Here is an 18693-nt window from a genome sequence, read left to right on the forward strand (position 1 = left end):
CTCCTCAGGAGGCGAGCGTCTGTTCGATCGCGGTGACGATCCGGCCGAGCGCCGGTTCCGTGAACAGGGTGTAGTGGTCGCCGGGCAGGTCGCCGGTGTGGAACGGGCCCGTGCACACCGCCCGCCACCGCTCGGCGAAGACGGGGGCGTGGGCGGCGGTGGCCAGCAGGGTCACCGGACCGCCGTAGGGACCCGGCGGGTGGTACGCCTCCAGCGCCAGCGCGCAGAACCGGAAGACGGCGTAGCGGTCGGCCAACTCCTCGTCGGTGAGGCCGGGTTCGACGCCGAGCGAGGTCAGTGTCTCGCGCAGGCCGGCCTCGCCGGCCCGCGGGTCGTCCAGTACGGCGCGCACCTCCGGGCCGTCCCGGCCCGCCAGCCGGGCGACATCGTGCACGAACCGCCGCCGTACCGTCGGCTCGTCCAGCGGCACGTCGTCCTCCGCGTAGGAGGCGTCCAGCAGCACCACCGGCGGCCGGCGGCCGGTGTCCCGCTCCAGTTGCCGGGCGGTCTCGAAGGCGAGCACACCGCCGTAGGACCAGCCGGCCAGGCAGGAGGACTCGGGCAGGCCGGCCGCGGTCAGGGCCCGCGCGATCCGGGCGGCGGTCGCCGTCAGCCCGTCCCCGGGAGGCAGCGCGGTGTCCTCGGGGTCGGCGGCGAACCCGGCCACGCCGATGCCCTCGCGCAACGCCCTGACCAGCGGGACGTAGCAGAACAGCGCGCCGCCCGAGGGGTGCAGCAGGACGACCCGGGCCGGGCCGGGCGGCCGCATGGACACCGGTGTCCGGCCGGCCGCCGCCTCGGCCTTGCGGCGGTCCGCCAGCAGGCGTTCGAGCAGCGCCTTGCGCGGTCCGGTCAGCCGGTCCGCCCGGTCTCCCGGCGCGGGGTTCACGAGCGCTCCCCCAGACCCTCGATCATCCGGGCGGCCTCCTCGTCGGACAGGTTCTCCAGCAGGTCGAGCAGTTCGTCCTCGCCGAGCCGCGCGGCGCTCGCGGTGTCGACGGCGGTGGCCAGGTGCGCGACGGTGGGCGAGGTGAAGAAGTCGGAGAGGGCGATCTCCACCCCGAACCTGCGGTTGATCGCCGACATCAACTGGGCGGCCTGGAGGCTGTTGCCGCCCGCCTGGAAGAAGTCGTCGTGCACGCCGAGCCGGTCGCTGCGCAGCAGCGGCGCGAGCACCTCGCGCAGCAGTACCCGTTCGGTCGCGGTACGCGGCTCGCCGCCCGCCCGGTCGCCGGCCGCCGCCGGGTCGGGCGCGGGCAGCCGGCGCCAGTCGACCTTGCCGCTGCTGGTGAGCGGGAGTTCGGGCAGGCAGACGAAGTACGACGGGATCATGTACGAGGGCAGGAGCGTGCCGAGCCGCTCGCGCACCGCCGGCACCTGCTCCCCGCTCACCCCGGTCACATAGCCGACCAGGTGCTTGTCGCCGGCGTCGTCGGTCCACGGCCGTACGGTGGCCTGGCCGACGCCGGGCACGGCGGCCAGCGCCGCTTCCACCTCGCCCAGTTCGATCCGCAGGCCGCGGATCTTGACCTGCTGGTCGAGCCGGCCGAGGAAGACCAGCCGTCCGTCCGGCAGCCGCTTGACCAGGTCCCCGGTCCGGTACAGCCGCCCGCCGGGCGCGGTGCCGAACGGGTCGGTGACGAACTTCTCCGCGGTCAGTTCGGGCCGGCCCAGGTAGCCGCGCGCCAGTCCGGCGCCGCCGATGACCAGTTCGCCCGGCACGCCGACCGGCACCTGGCGCAGGTCGCGGTCCAGTACGTGCGCGACGTGGTTGGTCATGGGCAGGCCGATCGGCGGCGAGGTGTCCCAGGTGCCGGCGCACTCCTCGACGATCATCGTCACCGTGCACTCGGTCGGGCCGTAGCCGTTGAACAGCCGCCGGCCCGGGTTCCACCGGTTCACCAGTTCGCCGCTGAACGCCTCGCCGCCGACGAACGCGATGCGCAGCGCGGTGAACTTCTCCGGGGCCAGCAACGGCATCACGGTCGGCGGCAGGTCGACGACGGTGACGCCGGCGCGTTCCAGCAGCGACTGGAGCCGGTCCACGGAGAGCCGTTCGTCCTCGGTGGCCAGGCACAGGCGGGCGCCGGTCAGCAGCGCGGAGAACGTCTCGAACACGGAGACGTCGAAGGTGATCGACGCGAAGCCGAGCACCCGGTCGGCGGGGGTCAGGCCGAACAGCTCCCGGGTGGAGTCGATGAAGTTGACGACCCCGCGGTGTTCGAGGAGGACTCCCTTGGGCCGGCCGGTGCTGCCGGAGGTGTAGATGATGTAGGCGACGTCGCCGGGCCCGGCCGCGAGCGGCGGGTCGCCGGCGGGCATCGCCTCAAGCCGCGTGCGGACCTCGTCCAGCGTGACGACGGGCGCGGCGACCTCGCTCAGCGCCCCGGCGGCCCCGGCGTGCGCGACCACCGCGTGCAGCCCGGCGTCGGCGGTGATCTCCGCGACCCGGGCGGGCGGGTGCGCCGGGTCGAGCGGCACATAGGCCGCGCCGGTCTTGAGCACCGCGAGCACCGCCGTCGGCAGGTCCGCGTTCCGGCGCAGGCACAGGCCGATCCGGGTGCCCGGGCCTGCGCCGTGCTCGCGCAGCAGGGCGGCGAGCCGGTTGGCGCGGGCGTTGAGTTCGGCGTACGTGGTCTCGGTGTCCGCGACGACGACGGCCACGCTGTCCGGGGCCTGCCGCACGCGGGCCTCGAACTCGGCGACGACGGTGGTCTCGCGCATCGGCCGCACCGGTCCCACGGCGACCTCGGCGAGGAACGCCATGTCCGCCGGGCTCAGCATGTCCGCGGCGGAGAGCGGGGCGTCGGGGCCGGCGGTCAGGCCGCGCAGCAGCGTGTCGTAGTGCCGGGCGAACCGGGCGATGCTCTCGGCGTCGAACAGCCGGGTGTTGTACTCGATGTCCAGCAGCCCGTCGGCGCCGGGAGCGGCCGGTTCCGTCAGGTGCCAGCTCATGTCGAACCGGGAGGTGTCGGTGCGGGCGGTCTCGGGCGAGGCCACCAGGTCGGGCAGGTCGGGAAGGCCGGGCTCGGGCGCCGCGTCGCGCAGGGCGAAGAGGATCTGGAAGAGCGGTGAGCGGGACGGGTCGCGGGCCGCGTCCACCGCGTCGGCCAGCCGGTGCAGCGGCAGGCCGGCGTGCGCGTGCGCGTCCGCCGTCACGCGCTTGACCCGCCGGACCAGTTCGCGGAAGGCCGGGTCGCCGGACACGTCCGCGCGCAGCACCGTCAGGCCGGTGAAGCGGCCGATCAGCGCGGACACGGACGCGGGCCGTCCGGCGCCGTCCGGGGCGCCGATCACCAGGTCGTCCAGGCCCGAGTAGCGGTGCAGCAGGGTGAAGAAGGCGGCGGCGAGGACGTCGTAGAGGCTCGCGTCCTCCTCGCGGGCCAGTTCCCGCGCCCTTGCCAGGCCCTCGTGCCCGACCGGGAAGCCGGCGCCGGCGCCCGCGAAGGTCTGTGTGTCGCCGCGCGGCCGGTCGGCCGGGAACTCCAGCACCTCGGCGCCCGCCAGCGTGTCCCGCCAGTACGCGGCCAGTTTGTCCGGTTCGCCGCCGTCCAGTCCGTCGCGCTGCCACACCGCGTAGTCCGGGTACTGCACGGGCAGTGCGGGCAGCCGGGGGGCGTCGCCGGCGCGCAGCGACCGGTAGGCGTCGGCGAGTTCGGCGGTCAGCACGCCCAGCGAGGTCTCGTCGGCCACCAGGGCGTGCGCGTCGAAGAGGAACAGGTGGTCGTCCGGCGCCACCCTGATCAGCTCCGCGCGCCACAGCGGCGCCCGGCTCACGTCGTACGGTGTGCCGAGCCGCTCGGCGACCAGGGCGCGCGCGGCGGCGAGCCGCTGTCCGGGGCCGTCGCCCGCCGCCTCGGTCAGCGGCAGTCCGACCGGGACCTCGGGCGCGACCACCTGGGCCGGGGCGCCCTCGCGCGGCACGATCGCGGTGCGCAGCGCCTCGTGCCGGGCGACGACCGCGGCCAGCGCCGCACGCAGCGCGCCCACGTCCAGGGCGCCCCGCAGCCGCAGGCACCGCGACACGCGCGGGGCCGGGCTGTCCGGTGCCGTCCGGCCGAGGAACCAGACGGTCTCCTGCGCGTGCGACAGCGGTGCCGGGCCGGTGTCCCCGCGGGGCGCCGGGCCCTGCCGGCCCGCGCCGTCGGTCTGCTCCTTGAGCCGGGCGAGGAACTGCGCGCGGCGCTCCGCCGGCAGTGCGGCGAGACGCTGGGTCATGTCGGTCATCGCAGGCTCCTTGCGGGCAGCGGCGCGTCGGTGACCTGGTCGGCGCGGCGGGCGGGCAGGTGCGCCAGCTCCGTGAGGGCGATGGACAGCACGTCGATGCCGCGCAGGTAGTCCGAGAGCACGATGTGCTCGGTGTCGGCGTGGTCGAGCCGGCTGTCGCCGGGGCCGTAGGTCGCCATCGGGATGTCCCAGACCTCGGCGAGGGTGTTCATGTCCGAGGTGGCCGTCTTCACCACCATCCGGGGCTGGGCGTGCAGCCGCCGGATGCCGGTCACCAGCGCGCGGACGGCCGGGTTGGACCGGTCCGCCCGGCAGGCCGCGACCGCGTTCAGCACTTCGAGGTGGCCGACGGGCAGGCGCTCGCGCAGGTCGCGCACCAGGCCGTCGATGTCGAAGCCCGGCGGGGTGCGGACGCTGAGGTCCGCCGTCGCCGAGGTCAGGTCGGCGTTGAGCTGGCAGAGCGTCGCGCCCGGCCGGGCGAAGGCGTCGTGGCCCGCGTCCGGGCCGAGCAGGTCGACCAGCGCGGCCCAGCAGGCGACGGCCAGTTCGGACGCCTTCGGCGCCGGGTTGCTCGGGTGGGTGGCGGGACACTTGACGGTGTAACGCAGGTCCAGCTTGCCCTTGTAGCCGAGGACCACGCTCGACCAGCCGCTCGGTTCGCCGATGAGCAGCGCGTCCGGCCGGTCGTGGGTGGCCCGGATCGCCATCGCCCCGCGGGAGCCCGGCGTCTCCTCCTCCACGACGCCGATCACCACGATCCGGCCGGGGAAGTCCACGGCGCTGGCCGCGGCGCAGATCATCGCCGCGAGCGGCCCCTTGGCGTCCACCGCGCCCCGGCCGTACAGCTTGCCGTCCTCGGAGCGGACCGGGAGCTGGCCGGGGACGGTGTCCAGGTGTCCGAGCAGCATCAGGGTGGGGCCGTCGCCGCGTTCGATCACGCCGATGACGTTGCCCACCCCGTCGATGTGCGCCTGGAAGCCCAGGTCCGTCATCGCCTCGGCCAGGAAGTCGGCCAGCGCGCGTTCCTGGTAGGAGGAGGACGGGATCTCCAGCATGCCGCGCAGCAGCCCGACGGCGTAGGTCTCGGTGACGTCACCGGACGAGGTGAAGGCCCAGTTCATCGTTGTGCTCGTTCCAGTAGGTGTCCGACGATGCGGTCCGCCACGTCGACCCGGTCGCCGAGGGCGGCCTGGAAGCCGGTGAACTCGACCCGGTGGTTGACCTCCAGCACCAGCAGCCGGCCGTCCCGGTCCTCGATCAGGTCGACCCCGGCGATGTCGGCGCCGACCGCGTCGGCGGCGGCGACCGCCAGCTTGGTGATCTCCGGTGTCGCCTCGCACGGCAGGGTCGCGGCGCCGAGCGCCACGTTGGTGCGCAGCGACTCACCGGTCCGGTAGACGGCGCCCAGCAGGTCGCCGCCGACCACGATCGCCCGGATGTCCCGGCCGGGTTTGTCGATCAGTTCCTGTACGTAGCCGAGGTGCGACTGCGGGCCGGACAGCGCGGCGACGTACTCGAACACGCCTTCCGCGGCGGCCCGGTCGCGCAGCGGCACCACCAGCCGGCCCCACGAGCCGGTCAGCGGTTTGACCAGCGCCGGATAGCCGATGGTCTCCAGCGCGTCCAGCGCGGCCTGCGGAGTGAGGCCGAGCGCGGTGCGCGGGACCGGCAGTCCGGCCGCCCGCAGGGCCAGCGTGGTGCGCCACTTGTCGCCGCACACCTCGGTCGCGTCCGCGCTGTTGACCACCTCGACGCCCGCCGCGGCGAGACTGCGGGCCGCGTACGCGGCGCGGACCTGGCCGATCTCCCGGTTGAGCACGAGGCGCCAGGGCAGGTCGCGCCGCCCGTCCAGGAACCACTGTCCGCGCGTGTCCACCTGGTCGAAGGCGACACCACGCCGGTCGAGCGCGTCGAACAGCCGTTTCTCGTCCGCGCCGACCCTGCTGGCGAGTACGGCGATCCCGCCGTCGCCCGGATGCTCTGGTGTCACTGACACGTGACCTCCGTAGTAGGACCAGTGGTTGGCCGGACGGCGCAACCGGTCTGCCGCGTCACAGTGGACGGTACGGGCGGGAGGTGCGGTGCGCGTCCGCGACAAGTGCAGCCGCGGGGACGCTTTGTGTTTACTCCGCCCGTCCGCGGCTGCGTGTTTCGCTTACCCGGGCCGGGCGCCGCCCGTGCCACTCTTGACTGGATTCCGGCCACCCGCCGCACCGGCGCCGCGCGTTTTCCGTCCGGCCGCCCAGGAGCCCACGCAGAGGGAAGGGGAAACCGTGGACCACGAAGCAGAACGGATACCGGTGCTCGCATTGTGGAGCGCACCGCGCAGCCGTTCCACCGCGTTCGCGCGGATGATGGCGGAACGGGGCGACCGCGTCGTCGTGCACGAGCCGTTCTCCCAAGTGGTCGACTTCGGCGAGGTGAAAGTCGGCGAGCGGGTCGCGCACACGGAACAGGACGTGCTCGCCGAACTGCGTGCCCTCGCCGCGCGGAAGCCGGTGTTCTTCAAGGACACCACGGACTTCGCCTATCCGGCGCTGCTCGCCGACCGGGAGTTCCTGGCGTCCGCGACGCACACCTTCATCATCCGCCACCCGGCCGAGGCCATCGCCTCGCACCACGCGCTCAACCCGCAACTGGGCCGCGACGAGATCGGCTTCGCCCGGCTGTACGAGATCTTCGCGGCCGTGCGGGACGCCACGGGCGCCACGCCGGTGGTGATCGACTCCGACGACCTGCTGGACCGGCCGGCCGAGACCGTGCGGGCCTACTGCGCGGCGGTGGGCATCCCCTTCCTGCCCGAGGCGCTGAGCTGGCAGCCGGGCATGCGGTCGGAGTGGCAGGCGACCAGCCGGTGGCACGAGTCGACCAGCCGGACCGCCGGCTTCACCCGGGGCCCGGACCGCGGCGCCGACGCGGTGGCGGCCGACCCGGTGCTCGCCGCCTACCGCGACTACCACCTGCCGTACTACGAGCGGCTGCGCGCCGCCGCGCTGCGGCCGTGACCGCCCGGCCGCCACGGCCGGCCCGACGGCCCGGCACGGTACGGCGGCATGGCGTCACGGCAATTCGAGGTAATCACCGTGTGGACGAACCGCGCGCATCAGCGGCTTAGTCTGCGCCCACCGGACGGCATTCCAGTGAGGGGGATCACGTGACGGACATGCCGGTGGCCTCCGCTATGACCCGGCTGTGCGATCCGCTCGATATTTCCGGGCATCGCAACAACACGGCCATCTCCGCGGCAACGGAGACAAAAGCGGGGGCATTCAATGTATGGGGAAACTCGTTTGCCGCCGAGTACCTGCCCGCGGGCGGAAGTCTCGTCCACGTGGCCGGTATTCCTTTCCGGTTTCCTCCGGTCTGCGACGGGCCGGACAACATCCGCTGCGCCGGGCAGTTCCTCGGCGTGCCGGAGGGCCGCTACGACTGGATCCATGTGCTGGCGGCCGCCGAACGGCGCTGCGAGGACACCGTCGAGCTGCACTACGCCGACGGCTCGGTCGACGCGGAACCGCTGCGGGTCTCCGACTTCTGGGCGGCGCCCGCCTGGTTCGGCGAGGTGAAGGCGTTCGAGAGCCTCGTCATGCACTATCCGCACCATGTGCAGCGGGACGTCTGCGCGGTCATGTGGGCGCAGCGCGTACCGGTCACCCGGCGTGCCGCCCTGGCCGGCGTCCGCCTGCCGCGCAACGTCGCGGTGCACCTCTTCGCGGTCACCCTCCAGCGAGCGGAGGCCGGCGCATGAGCGAGGAGGTGACGGCACGCACGTCCATGATCACCGGCCCGGCGCCCGAGCTGTGGTACCGCGACCTGATCAGCTGTCTGCAGGCCACCTTCGGGACGGTGCTGGCCCGGGCGGGCGCCGATCCGCTGGCCGTGCTCGGCGCGGGCTGGCGGTTCCTGCACCTGCCGGGCGACGTGCGCTCCGAGGAGTTCTACTACCCGTGCCCGCCCGACGCGTCCGGCGGCACCGACCTCGGGGCCGCGCTGGCCCCGCACCACGCGCTGCGCGCCCGCTGGTGGCAGCCCGCCGACGAGGACGACGTGTGGGCGGAGATGCGCGCGGCGCTGGCCGGCGACCGGCTGGTCATCGCGGCGGTGGACAACTTCCACCTGCCGTTCCGGCCCGCGTACGGCGATGTGCACGCCGCGCACCTGGTGGTGGTCTACGGCCTGGACGAGGTGCGCGGGGTGGTGTACGTCTCGGACGCGATGCCGCCCGCCTTCCGCGGTGCCGTCCCGGTCGAGGCGTTCCTGCGTAGCTGGGGCTCGGCCAACCCGACCGACGTCCAGGACGCGTTCTTCAGCGACTCCCGGATCGCCCGGCGCTGTCTCGACGTACGGCTCGACGCCCCGGCGCCGCCGCTGACCCCCGAGCTGCTCGGCGGTTTCCTGCGCACGGACGTCGAGGACTTCACCACGGCCGCGTCGGCCCGTACCGGTCTCGCCGGTTACGACGCGTTCGCCGCCGAACTGCTCGACCGGTGCCGGGCCGGGGACGCCGGCGCGCTGCGCGAGCTGTACCCGTTCGGCTGGGGCATGCAGGCGCAGGCGTCGCTCCACGGTGAGCTGCTGCGCCGCTGCGGCCACGCGTGGGGCGATCCGGCGCTGGCCGGGGCCGGGCGGGCGGTCGAGTCCGTCGCGCACGCGTGGACCGGGCTGCGGATCACCGGCGCGCACGGGCTGGGCGACGCGCGCGCGGCCGCGGCCGACATCGCGCACCACGCCACCGCGCTGCGCGGTGCGTACGCGCGCGCGGTCGACGCCGTCGGCGCGGCGGCGGCGCGGCTGTGACCGCGCCCGGTCAGAGGCACCGTGACCATGTCGAGAGGACAGTGATGAGCAAGCTGGCAGCGTTCGGCGGTGCCGCGGTGGTGCCGAGGGACCGGCGCCACGTGGACTGGCCGCTGGTCGAGGACGAGGACCGCAAGGCCGTCCTCGACGCGCTCGACGGCGCCAGACTGGTGTCGAACACGGACGGCGCGAACCCGGTGTCCACCCTGGAGGAGCGCTGGGCGCGGCGGTTCGGCTACGGCCACTGCGTCGCGGTGTCCACCGGCACCGCCGCGCTGTCCCTGGCGCTGGCCGGGCTCGGGGTCGGGCCGGGCGACGAGGTGATCGTGCCCGCGCTCAGCTTCATCGCCACCGGGCTCGCGCCGGTGCACCAGATGGCCGTGCCGGTGTTCGCCGACGTCGACCCGGTCACCTTCAACCTCGACCCGGACGACGTGGAGCACCGGATCACCGGCCGGACCAAGGCGATCATCCCGGTCCATCTGCACGGCGCTCCCGCCGACATGGACCGGATCACGGACATCGCGCGCCGGCACGGTCTCGCCGTGATCGAGGACGCGGCGCAGGCGCCCGGCGCGACCCACCGCGGGCGGCCGGTCGGCGGGATCGGCGACGCGGGCGCGTTCAGCCTCCAGGCCACCAAGAACATTCCCACCTGCGGCGAGGGCGGTCTGCTGGTGACCGGCAGCGCCGAGCTGGCCGAGTCGGTGCGCCGGGGCCGGCAGTTCGGCGAGGTCATCGAGAGCGGCCGCGAACGCGACTACGTCTCTTACGGCCTGGGCTGGAACCACAAGATGAACGCGCTCCAGGCCGCGTTCACCGACGCCCAGCTCGCCCGGTTCGACGAGTACGAGCGGGCGCGGCAGCGCAACGTCACCGCGTTCCTCCGGCGGCTCGCGCGGCTGCCCGGGCTGCGTGTGCCGACCGCGCTGCCGGGCACCACGCACGCCTGGCACATCCTGCGGTTCCGGTTCGACCCGGCCGCGTTCGGGCTGGACGGGGTGCGGCCCGAGGCGCTGCGCTCGGCGCTGCGGCGGCTGCTGCGCGCCGAGGGCGTGCCGATGTCGCAGTACCAGCTCATGCCGCTGCCCGACCAGAAGGTCTTCGTCGACCGGGTCGGCTTCGGCGGCGGCTATCCCTGGGCGGTGACCGGCGCGTCCGCCCCGGTGGCCAGTGCGGGCTACCCGGTGGCCCGCGCGGTCATCGCCGACTCGCTGACCTTGCAGAAGCGTCATCTGCACCCGGGTTCGGGGCAGTTGCTGGAGCTGTACGCGGAGGCGTTCGAGAAGGTGTGGGCCAACGCCGGCGCGGTGGCGACGCTCGCGGCGGCCGCGTCATGACGGCCACCCGGGCTCCGGCGCGCGAGGCGCTGGAAGCGGTCGCCGCCCGTATCCGCTCGCACGTGGTCGACATGTGCGCGGGTCCGGAGGGCGGTCACCTCGGCGGCGCGTTCTCCTCGGTGGAGGTGCTCACCGCGCTGTACTTCTCGGTGCTGAACGTGGACCCGCTGCGGCCGGAGGACCCGGAACGCGACCGGTTCCTGCTCAGCAAGGGCCACGCCGCCGTCGGCCTGTACGCGACGCTGGCCGAGCGGGGCTTCCTGCCGGTCGGGGAACTCGCCGGTTACGCGCGGCCCGGCAGCAGGCTGATGGGCCATCCGGTCCGCGCGGTGCCCGGGGTGGAGCTGCCCACCGGGTCGCTCGGCCACGGACTGGCGCTGGCCTGCGGGTTCGCGCTGGCCGGCCGGTACGCGGGCCGGGACGCGCGCAGCTTCGTCCTGCTCGGCGACGGCGAACTCCAGGAGGGTTCGGTCTGGGAGGCGGCGATCGCGGCCGCGTCGCTGCGGCTGGACCGGCTGGTCGCCGTGGTGGACCGCAACGGGCTGCAGCTAACCGGGTCCACCGAGCGGATCGCGCCGATGGAGCCGCTGGCCGAACGCTGGCGCAGTTTCGGCTGGGCGGTGCGCGAGGCGGACGGCCATGACGCGGCCGGGCTGGCGGAGCACCTGGCCGCCGCCCCGTGGGAGCCGGGCAAGCCGAGCGTGCTGATCGCCCGCACGGTCAAGGGCCACGGGCTGCCGTTCCTCGCGGGCCGGGCGGCCGGCCACTACGTGACGCTGTCGGAGCGCAACCACGCCAGGGCCAAGGCCGCCCTACGGACGAGGGGCACGACCGGATGAGCCGCGCGACCCGAGAAGCGTACCGGGACCGTCTGCTGGCCCTGCTGGGCCGGCACCCCGAGCTGATCTGCCTGGACAGCGACACCGGCCTGTTCAGCGCGGACCACGCCACGGCGGCCGGCGAGCAGTACCTCAACCTGGGCATCGCCGAGCACAACCTGATGGGCATGGCCGCCGGACTGGCCGCGTGCGGGCGGATGCCGTTCGTCAACACGATGGCCGCCTTCGCCGCGTCCCGCGCACTGGAGGCGATCAAGATCGACATCGCCTACAACCGGCTGCCGGTCCGCATCATGGCCACCCACGGCGGGCTCGCCGCGGGCCACCTCGGTCCGACGCACCAGGCGCTGGAGGACCTCGCCGTGCTCCGGGTGCTGCCGGGCATGACCGTGGTGGTGCCGGCCGACGCCGCCGCCACGGAGGCGTTCGTCGAGCAGAGCGTGCACCTGCCCGGACCGCTCTACGTCCGGCTCGGCCGCAAGGCGACACCGCCGCTGCCCGCCGCCCCGCCCCCGGTCATCGGGAAGGCGCAGACGCTGCGGCAGGGCGACGACGTGGTGCTGGCGTGCTGCGGTCCCTACCCGGTGCTCGCCTGTCTCGCCGCGGCGGACGCCCTGGCCGGACACGGCGTCGAGGCCACCGTGCTGAACCTGCACACGCTGCGGCCGCTGGACACCGAGGCCCTGGTGGCCGCGGCCCGGCCGGCCCGGCTCGTGGTGACGCTCGAAGAGCACTGGCGCGCCGGCGGCCTCGGCGGCGCGGTGGCCGAGACGCTCGCGGAGGCCGCGCCCACCAGGGTGCTGCGGCTGGGCGTGCCGGACCGGTTCGTCGACACGGTCGGCAACCAGGAACACCTCGTCGAACACTACGACCTCACCGCGGAGCGGGTGGTGAGGACGGTCCGTACCGCCCTCGGCACAGCCGCCCCCTCCCACCCGACCGATCGAAAGGACATCACCGTATGACCACCCCGCAGACCTGCCCGAAGTGTGAGGACGACGTGCGGCTCGGAGAGTCGGTGCGGCTCAACGAGATCGTGGAGTGCCCCGGCTGCCGCAGCGAGCTGGAGGTCGTGGCGCTGGACCCGCCGGTGCTCGCCCTGGCGCCCGAGGTCGAAGAGGACTGGGGAGAGTAGGCGTGCGCGGACACACGACGTGTACCGGGGCCGGGCCGTGATCCGCGTCGCGGTGGTCGGCGCGGCCGGCTACATCGGCGGGGAGCTGCTGCGGCTGCTGATCGGCCATCCCGAGGTCGAGGTGGTCGGCGCGGTGTCGTCCCGGTTCCCGGGCAAGCGGGTCGACGGGGTGCACCCGAACCTGCGGTCCGCCACCGACCTGGTGTTCTGCTCGGCCGAGGACGTGGACGAGTGCGACACCGTGTTCCTCGCCACGGCCCACCGGGCGGCCATGGGCCAGATCGGCCACTGGACGAAACGCGCCCGGCAGGTCATCGACCTGACCGGGGACTTCCGGCTGGACGACCCCGAGGTCTACCGGCGCTACTACGCCACCGAGCACGAGGCGCCGGAGCTGCTCGGCGAGTTCGTGCCCGGCATCCCCGAGCTGCACCGCGAGCGCCTGCGCACCGCCGACCTGGTCAGCGTGCCCGGCTGCATGGCGGTGGCGGGGGTGCTCGCGCTGTACCCGTTGACGGTCCGTGACCTGGTGGAACCAGTCGCGCAGTTCGACGCGCGCACCGGCTCCAGCGGGTCCGGCGCCACCGCGGGCCCGGCCAACCTGCACGCCGAACGCAGCGGCGCCATGCGGGTGTTCGCGCCGACCGGGCACCGGCACGAGGCGGAGATCTCCCGGCACCTGGGCATCACGGCCGCGATGACGGCGACCGGGGTGGAGGCGGTGCGCGGGGTGCAGACCCTCTGCCACGCCACGCTGCGCCCCGGCGTCGACAAGCCGGCGGTGCGCCGGGCGTTCCGCGAGCAGTACCGGGACGAGCCGTTCGTGCGGCTGGTCGCCTACGAGCGCGGCACGTTCCGCTACCCGGAGCCGAAGATCCTGCTGGGCTCGAACTTCTGCGACGTCGGGTACGCCGTGGACGAGGGGACCGGACGGCTGGTGACCATGGCCGCGCTGGACAACCTCGTGAAGGGCGGCGCGGGCAACGCGGTCCAGTGCCTGAACATCCGCAGGGGGTGGCCGGAGAACCTGGGCCTGTCCTTCCCCGGCCTGCATCCCGTCTGAGCCCCGGTGACTGGAGACACTGTGACCACCAGACCGCTGACCGTCGTCAAGTGCGGCGGCAACCCCGCCGTCGACGCGGCGGGCATCTGCGCCGACATCGCCGGGCTCGTCCAGGACGGCCAGCGCGTCCTGCTGGTGCACGGAGGGTCGGGCGAGATCGCCCGGCTGTCCGGCAGGCTCGGCGTACCGCAGCGCACTCTGGTCTCCCCGGACAAGGTGACCACCAGGTACACCGACCCGGCGACGCTGGAGGTGGTCGTCCTCGCGCTGGCCGGCGGGGTCAAACCGAAGCTGGTCGCGGAGCTGTCCCGGCTCGGGGTGCCCGCGGTCGGCCTCACCGGCCTGGACGGCGGCATGCTGCGCGCCCGCCGCAAGTCCGCCGTCCGGGCCGTGGTGGACGGCCGTACGACCCTGGTCCGGGACAACCACAGCGGCCGGCTCGGCGAGGTGCGCACCGAACTGCCCGACACCCTGCTGCGTTCCGGTTTCGTGCCGGTGGTCTCGCCGCCCGCGGCCGACGAGCACGGCCTCCCGGTGAACGTCGACGCCGACCGGGTCGCGGCGGCGCTCGCTGCGGCCCTCGGCGCCGACCGGCTGGTGCTGCTGACCGGTGCGCCGGGCGTGCTCGCCGACCCCGGCGACGACACCAGCGTGCTCGACGCCTACGAGGTGCCGGCGACCGGCGCGCCCGGCCGGTTCGCCGGCGGCGGCATGGCGCTGAAACTCGTCGCGGCGCGCGAGGCGCTGGCCGGCCGGGTGGCGTCGGTCCGCGTCGCGGACGGGCGGGTGCCCGACCCGGTGAGCCGGGCGCTGGCCGGCGCCGGCACCACGGTGACCATGGCGCCCGCGGAACCGGACACCACCCGCATGGACGAAAGGGGGCACCGAACATGACCGGACCCCACGGCACACCCGCCGTGTGGCAGGGCGGCACGGTCTGGCTGACCGGACTGCCGAGCGCGGGCAAGACCACCCTCGCGCGGGGCCTCGCCGAGCGGCTGCGGGCCGACGGGCACCGCGTCCAGGTGCTCGACGGCGACGAGGTCCGCGCGGCGCTGTCCGCGGAACTGGGTTTCTCGAAGGAGGACAGGGACACCAACGTGCGGCGGATCGGCTACGTGGCCGCGCTGCTCGCCGGTCACGGCGTCACCGTGCTGGTGCCGGTCATCGCGCCGTACGCCGGCTCGCGCGCGGCGGTGCGCGAGCGGCACGCGGCACAGGGTGTCCCCTATCTGGAGGTGCATGTGGCGACCCCGGTGGAACTCTGCGCCGAACGGGACGTGAAGGGCCTGTACGCCAGGCAGGCGGCGGGCGGACTGAAGGGCCTCACCGGGGTGGACGACCCCTACGAGGCGCCGGTCGACCCGGACCTGCGGATCGACACCGGGGGCCGGACGGTCCAGGAGTCGGTCGGCCGGCTGCGTGCCCTGCTCACGGCACGCGGGCTGTCGTGAGCGCCGCCGCCCGGGCGGTGGTCGGCGACCCGCCCGCACGCGCCGGCCGGGAGCCCGCTGCCCGGACCGCGCCGCTGACCCACCTGGAGATGCTGGAGAGCGAGGCGGCGCACATCTTCCGCGAGGTGGCCGGCGAGTTCGACCGGGCGACGCTGCTGTTCTCCGGCGGCAAGGACTCCATCGTCATGCTGCACGTGGCGCTGAAGGCGTTCGCGCCGGCGCCGCTGCCGTTCTCGCTGCTGCACGTGGACACCGGCCACAACTTCCCCGAGGTGCTCGCCTACCGGGACCGGATCGTCGCCCGGCACGGCCTGCGGCTCGACGTGGCGTCCGTGCAGGCGTACATCGACGACGGGCTGCTGCACGAACGGCCGGACGGCACCCGCAATCCGCTCCAGACCGTGCCGCTGCTGGACGCGATCCGCGACGGCCGGTTCGGCGCGGTGTTCGGCGGCGGCCGGCGCGACGAGGAGAAGGCCCGCGCCAAGGAGCGCGTGTTCAGTCTGCGCGACGAGTTCGGCGCCTGGGACCCGCGCAGGCAGCGGCCCGAGCTGTGGCAGCTCTACAACGGCCGCCACAAGCCGGGCGAGCACGTCCGTGTGTTCCCGCTGTCCAACTGGACCGAGCTGGACGTCTGGCAGTACATCGAGCAGGAGGGCATCGAGCTGCCCGCGATCTACTTCGCGCACCGGCGGTCGGTGTTCCGGCGCGACGGGATGTGGCTGGCGCCCGGCGACTGGGGCGGCCCCCGCGCCGGCGAGCCCGTGGCCGAGCGGCGGGTGCGGTACCGCACGGTCGGCGACATGTCCTGCACCGGCGCGGTCGACTCCTCGGCTTCGACGGTGGCGGAGGTGATCGCCGAGATCACGGCGAGCCGGGTGACCGAGCGCGGCGCGAGCAGGGCCGACGACCGGCTGTCCGAGGCCGCCATGGAGGACCGCAAGCGAGAAGGGTACTTCTAGACGTGTCAACGGACGTTGCGGAAGCGGAGGGCCGGACCGGCCCGTCGCCCCGGCCGTCGGGCGGCCTGCTGCGGCTGGCCACCTGCGGTTCGGTCGACGACGGCAAGTCCACCCTGGTCGGACGGCTGCTGTACGACACCAAGTCCGTGCTCGCCGACCAACTGGCGGCCGTCGAGGAGGCGTCCCGCCGCCGCGGCCAGGACGGACCCGACCTGGCCCTGCTCACCGACGGCCTGCGCTCCGAGCGGGAGCAGGGCATCACCATCGACGTGGCGTACCGCTACTTCGCGACGCCCCGGCGGCGGTTCATCCTCGCGGACACGCCGGGCCATGTGCAGTACACGCGGAACATGGTGACCGGCGCCTCCACCGCGGACCTGGCGGTGATCCTTGTCGACGCGCGCAAGGGCGTGGTGGCGCAGACCCTGCGGCACTGCGCGATCACGGCGCTGCTGCGGGTCCCGCAGGTCGTGCTGGCGGTCAACAAGATGGACGCCGTCGGCTACCGGGAGTCCGTCTTCACCGATATCGCGGCCGAGTTCACCGAGCGGGCCCGCGAACTGGGCCTCGCCGGGGTCACCGCCATCCCGATGTCGGCGCTGGCCGGCGACAACGTGGTCGCGCCGTCGGCGGCGATGGACTGGTACGACGGCGAGACGTTCCTGTCCCACCTGGAGAGCGCGCCGCTCGGCGCGGACCCGACCGGCAAGCCGCTGCGGCTGCCGGTGCAGTACGTGATCCGCGCGCCCTCCGAGGACCGGCGGACGGTGGAACGCTGGCTGGCCGGACAGCTCGCCTCCGGGGTGCTGGAGGTCGGCGACCGGATCGTCGTCCAGCCGGCCGGGAGGGCCAGTACGGTCGTCGGTCTCACCGTGCTCGGCCGGCCGGCCCGCCTCGCCTGGGCCCCGCAGTCGGTCGCGGTCCGCGTCGCCGACGACCTCGACATCGCCCGGGGCGACGTCCTCGCCGCCCAGCCCGCCGCCGCCCCGCTGCGGCAGCTCGACGCCACCGTGTGCCACCTCGACGAGCGTCCGCTGCGGCCGCGTCAGCGGGTGCTGCTGCGGCACACCACGCGGACGGTGCCGGCGGTCGTGGAGCACATCGACTACCGCATGGACGTCACCGTCGCCCGCCGGCTGCCGTGCGCGGACGGGCTGTCCGCCAACGACATCGGCGGCGTGCGCCTGCGCACCGCCGAGCCGCTCGCCGTGGACGACTACGCCGACAACAGACGCACCGGTTCGTTCCTGCTGATCGATCCGCAGGACGGGGCTACGCTCAGTGCCGGAATGATCGACGCGAGGGCGGACCACCAGCCAGCCAGTCAGTGATCCACTGCCGAGAGGGTGTTACGACGCGATGACCACCACTGTGAGCGGCACCGCCAGTTCCCCGTCCGACCACGCGGCCGCCGCCGAGCGCTGGGCCGCGCCCAACTACCACCCGCTGCCCGTGGTGCTCACCGAGGGCGAGGGCGCCTGGGTGACCGACGCGCACGGCCGGCGCTACCTCGACTTCGTCGCCGGGTACTCCGCGCTGAACTTCGGCCACCGCCACCCGGACCTCGTCGCCGCCGCCAAGGCGCAGCTCGACCGGCTGACGCTGACCGGCCGGTCGTTCCACAACGACCAGTTCGGGCTGTTCTGCCAAGAACTGGCCGAGCTGACGGGCACCGAGATGGTGCTGCCCGCCAACACCGGCGCCGAGGCGGTCGAGTCGGCCGTGAAGGTGGCCAGGAAGTGGGCCTACCAGGTCAAGGGCGTGCCGGACGGCGCCGCCGAGATCGTGGTCGCGGGCGCCAACTTCCACGGCCGCACCACGACCATGGTGTCGGTCTCCACCGACCCGACCGCCCGCCACGAGTTCGGCCCCTTCACCCCGGGCTTCCGGGTGGTGCCGTTCGGCGACGCCGAGGCGCTGCGCTCGGCGATCACCGACCACACGGCGGCGGTCCTGCTGGAGCCGATCCAGGGCGAGGCGGGTGTGGTCGTCCCGCCGAAGGGCTACCTCGCCGAGGTCCGCCGGCTGTGCGACGAGACCCGCACGCTGTTCGTCGCCGACGAGGTGCAGTGCGGGCTGGCCCGCGCCGGCGCGACGCTGGCGCTGGACCACGAGGGGGTCCGCGCGGATCTGTACGCCCTGGGCAAGTCGCTGGGCGGCGGACTGTTCCCGGTGTCCGCGGTGATCGGCCGGGCCGACGTCCTCGGGGTGCTCAGGCCCGGCGAGCACGGCTCGACCTTCGGCGGCAGCCCGCTGGCGAGCGCCGTCGGCCGCGCGGTGGTACGGCTGCTGGCCACCGGGGAGTTCCAGGAGCGGTCCCGGGAACTGGGCGCGTACCTGCACTCCCGGCTCGGGGAGCTGGACGGTGTCGCCGAGGTCCGGGGCCGCGGTCTGTGGGCCGGGGTGCAGATCGCCGAGGGCCGCGCGGCCGGGCACGGGGTCTCCGAGGCGCTGGCCGAACGGGGGCTGCTGTGCAAGGAGAACCAGGGCCATCTCCGGGTGGCGCCGCCGCTGGTGATCACCCGCGAGGAGATCGACCGCGGGGTCGACGCCATCGCCGGCGTGCTGGGCTGACGGGTCCGCCCGCCGGGTGCGAGTCCTCGCGCGGACGGCCTCCGGAACGCTCAAAACTCCAGCGTTCAGGGGGAGTTGACCGTGATACTGTTTCGGCCGGTGATCCCGTACCACGAGGACCAGCACTCCGTCTGGCCCAGCCGACAGGGGACGAGCCGTCCGGCTGGGCCATCGTCGGGGATCCCGCGCCGAAGTCCGACTGCCCCGATCGCACGCGGGCGGCCATGAGGCCACCGAGCCCGCGCCCGGCGCACCGCATGGAGGTGCCGGACTGATCCTCTCCCCCAGCCGTGCCGCCGTCC

General features: G+C 74.2%; 17 protein-coding genes. 13 read left to right on the plus strand and 4 right to left on the minus strand.

The features are described from left to right. Window positions 1-4: 4 nt before the first annotated feature. Genes ACZ4SV_RS12450 through ACZ4SV_RS12465 form a run of 4 tightly spaced genes read right to left on the minus strand, consistent with a single transcriptional unit; the run spans window position 5 to window position 6223 of the window. Window positions 5-889, minus strand: coding sequence for a thioesterase domain-containing protein (locus tag ACZ4SV_RS12450; RefSeq protein ID WP_468003744.1), 885 nt, complete (start codon window positions 887-889; stop codon window positions 5-7). Continuing rightward, on the minus strand, window positions 886-4227 hold the full coding sequence (locus ACZ4SV_RS12455) for a non-ribosomal peptide synthetase (RefSeq protein WP_468003747.1): 3342 nt from the start codon (window positions 4225-4227) through the stop codon (window positions 886-888). The genes ACZ4SV_RS12450 and ACZ4SV_RS12455 overlap by 4 nt, the downstream gene beginning before the upstream one ends. After that, window positions 4224-5348 (minus strand): M20/M25/M40 family metallo-hydrolase, encoded by a 1125-nt coding sequence (locus ACZ4SV_RS12460; RefSeq protein ID WP_365875056.1) that lies wholly within the window; start codon window positions 5346-5348, stop codon window positions 4224-4226. The genes ACZ4SV_RS12455 and ACZ4SV_RS12460 overlap by 4 nt, the downstream gene beginning before the upstream one ends. Beyond that, window positions 5345-6223 carry a RimK family alpha-L-glutamate ligase gene (locus ACZ4SV_RS12465; protein ID WP_365875054.1) on the minus strand — a complete coding sequence of 293 codons (879 nt, stop codon included), beginning with the start codon at window positions 6221-6223 and terminating at the stop codon, window positions 5345-5347. Before ACZ4SV_RS12465 ends, ACZ4SV_RS12460 begins: the two co-directional genes overlap by 4 nt. A gap of 277 nt (window positions 6224-6500) precedes the next feature. Here ACZ4SV_RS12465 and ACZ4SV_RS12470 point away from each other — a divergent pair, with 277 nt between their 5' ends. From ACZ4SV_RS12470 to rocD, 13 genes are all read left to right on the plus strand, one after another. Next, window positions 6501-7232: a sulfotransferase-like domain-containing protein gene (locus ACZ4SV_RS12470; RefSeq protein ID WP_397980284.1), complete on the plus strand. Its 732-nt coding sequence runs from the start codon at window positions 6501-6503 to the stop codon at window positions 7230-7232. A gap of 326 nt (window positions 7233-7558) precedes the next feature. Next, entirely contained in the window at window positions 7559-7975 is a 417-nt protein-coding gene (locus ACZ4SV_RS12475; protein ID WP_397939180.1) for a hypothetical protein, read from the plus strand. Next, window positions 7972-9024 carry a BtrH N-terminal domain-containing protein gene (locus ACZ4SV_RS12480; protein WP_468003751.1) on the plus strand — a complete coding sequence of 351 codons (1053 nt, stop codon included), beginning with the start codon at window positions 7972-7974 and terminating at the stop codon, window positions 9022-9024. The genes ACZ4SV_RS12475 and ACZ4SV_RS12480 overlap by 4 nt, the downstream gene beginning before the upstream one ends. A gap of 44 nt (window positions 9025-9068) precedes the next feature. After that, window positions 9069-10364 carry a DegT/DnrJ/EryC1/StrS family aminotransferase gene (locus tag ACZ4SV_RS12485; protein ID WP_468003753.1) on the plus strand — a complete coding sequence of 432 codons (1296 nt, stop codon included), beginning with the start codon at window positions 9069-9071 and terminating at the stop codon, window positions 10362-10364. Next, window positions 10361-11203: a transketolase gene (locus tag ACZ4SV_RS12490; protein ID WP_397939174.1), complete on the plus strand. Its 843-nt coding sequence runs from the start codon at window positions 10361-10363 to the stop codon at window positions 11201-11203. Before ACZ4SV_RS12485 ends, ACZ4SV_RS12490 begins: the two co-directional genes overlap by 4 nt. After that, window positions 11200-12168 carry a transketolase family protein gene (locus ACZ4SV_RS12495; RefSeq protein ID WP_468003755.1) on the plus strand — a complete coding sequence of 323 codons (969 nt, stop codon included), beginning with the start codon at window positions 11200-11202 and terminating at the stop codon, window positions 12166-12168. The genes ACZ4SV_RS12490 and ACZ4SV_RS12495 overlap by 4 nt, the downstream gene beginning before the upstream one ends. Further along, entirely contained in the window at window positions 12165-12338 is a 174-nt protein-coding gene (gene lysW, locus ACZ4SV_RS12500) for a lysine biosynthesis protein LysW (RefSeq protein ID WP_365875042.1), read from the plus strand. The genes ACZ4SV_RS12495 and lysW overlap by 4 nt, the downstream gene beginning before the upstream one ends. 37 nt (window positions 12339-12375) lie before the next feature. Continuing rightward, a complete protein-coding gene (gene argC, locus ACZ4SV_RS12505; RefSeq protein ID WP_365875040.1) occupies window positions 12376-13401 on the plus strand; it encodes an N-acetyl-gamma-glutamyl-phosphate reductase in 1026 nt (341 codons plus the stop codon). A 21-nt stretch (window positions 13402-13422) separates the two neighbouring features. Then, entirely contained in the window at window positions 13423-14295 is an 873-nt protein-coding gene (locus tag ACZ4SV_RS12510; protein ID WP_468003758.1) for a [LysW]-aminoadipate kinase, read from the plus strand. Further along, complete coding sequence (gene cysC / locus ACZ4SV_RS12515) at window positions 14292-14855, plus strand: adenylyl-sulfate kinase (RefSeq protein WP_365883004.1); 564 nt, start codon at window positions 14292-14294, stop codon at window positions 14853-14855. Before ACZ4SV_RS12510 ends, cysC begins: the two co-directional genes overlap by 4 nt. Beyond that, window positions 14852-15817 (plus strand): sulfate adenylyltransferase subunit CysD, encoded by a 966-nt coding sequence (gene cysD, locus ACZ4SV_RS12520; protein ID WP_468003761.1) that lies wholly within the window; start codon window positions 14852-14854, stop codon window positions 15815-15817. Before cysC ends, cysD begins: the two co-directional genes overlap by 4 nt. A gap of 65 nt (window positions 15818-15882) precedes the next feature. Next, entirely contained in the window at window positions 15883-17148 is a 1266-nt protein-coding gene (locus ACZ4SV_RS12525) for a sulfate adenylyltransferase subunit 1 (protein ID WP_468004143.1), read from the plus strand. A gap of 28 nt (window positions 17149-17176) precedes the next feature. Further along, entirely contained in the window at window positions 17177-18391 is a 1215-nt protein-coding gene (rocD, locus tag ACZ4SV_RS12530) for an ornithine--oxo-acid transaminase (RefSeq protein WP_468003763.1), read from the plus strand. Window positions 18392-18693: the final 302 nt, after the last annotated feature.

Source organism: Streptomyces sp. NPDC027672, assembly GCF_055566335.1.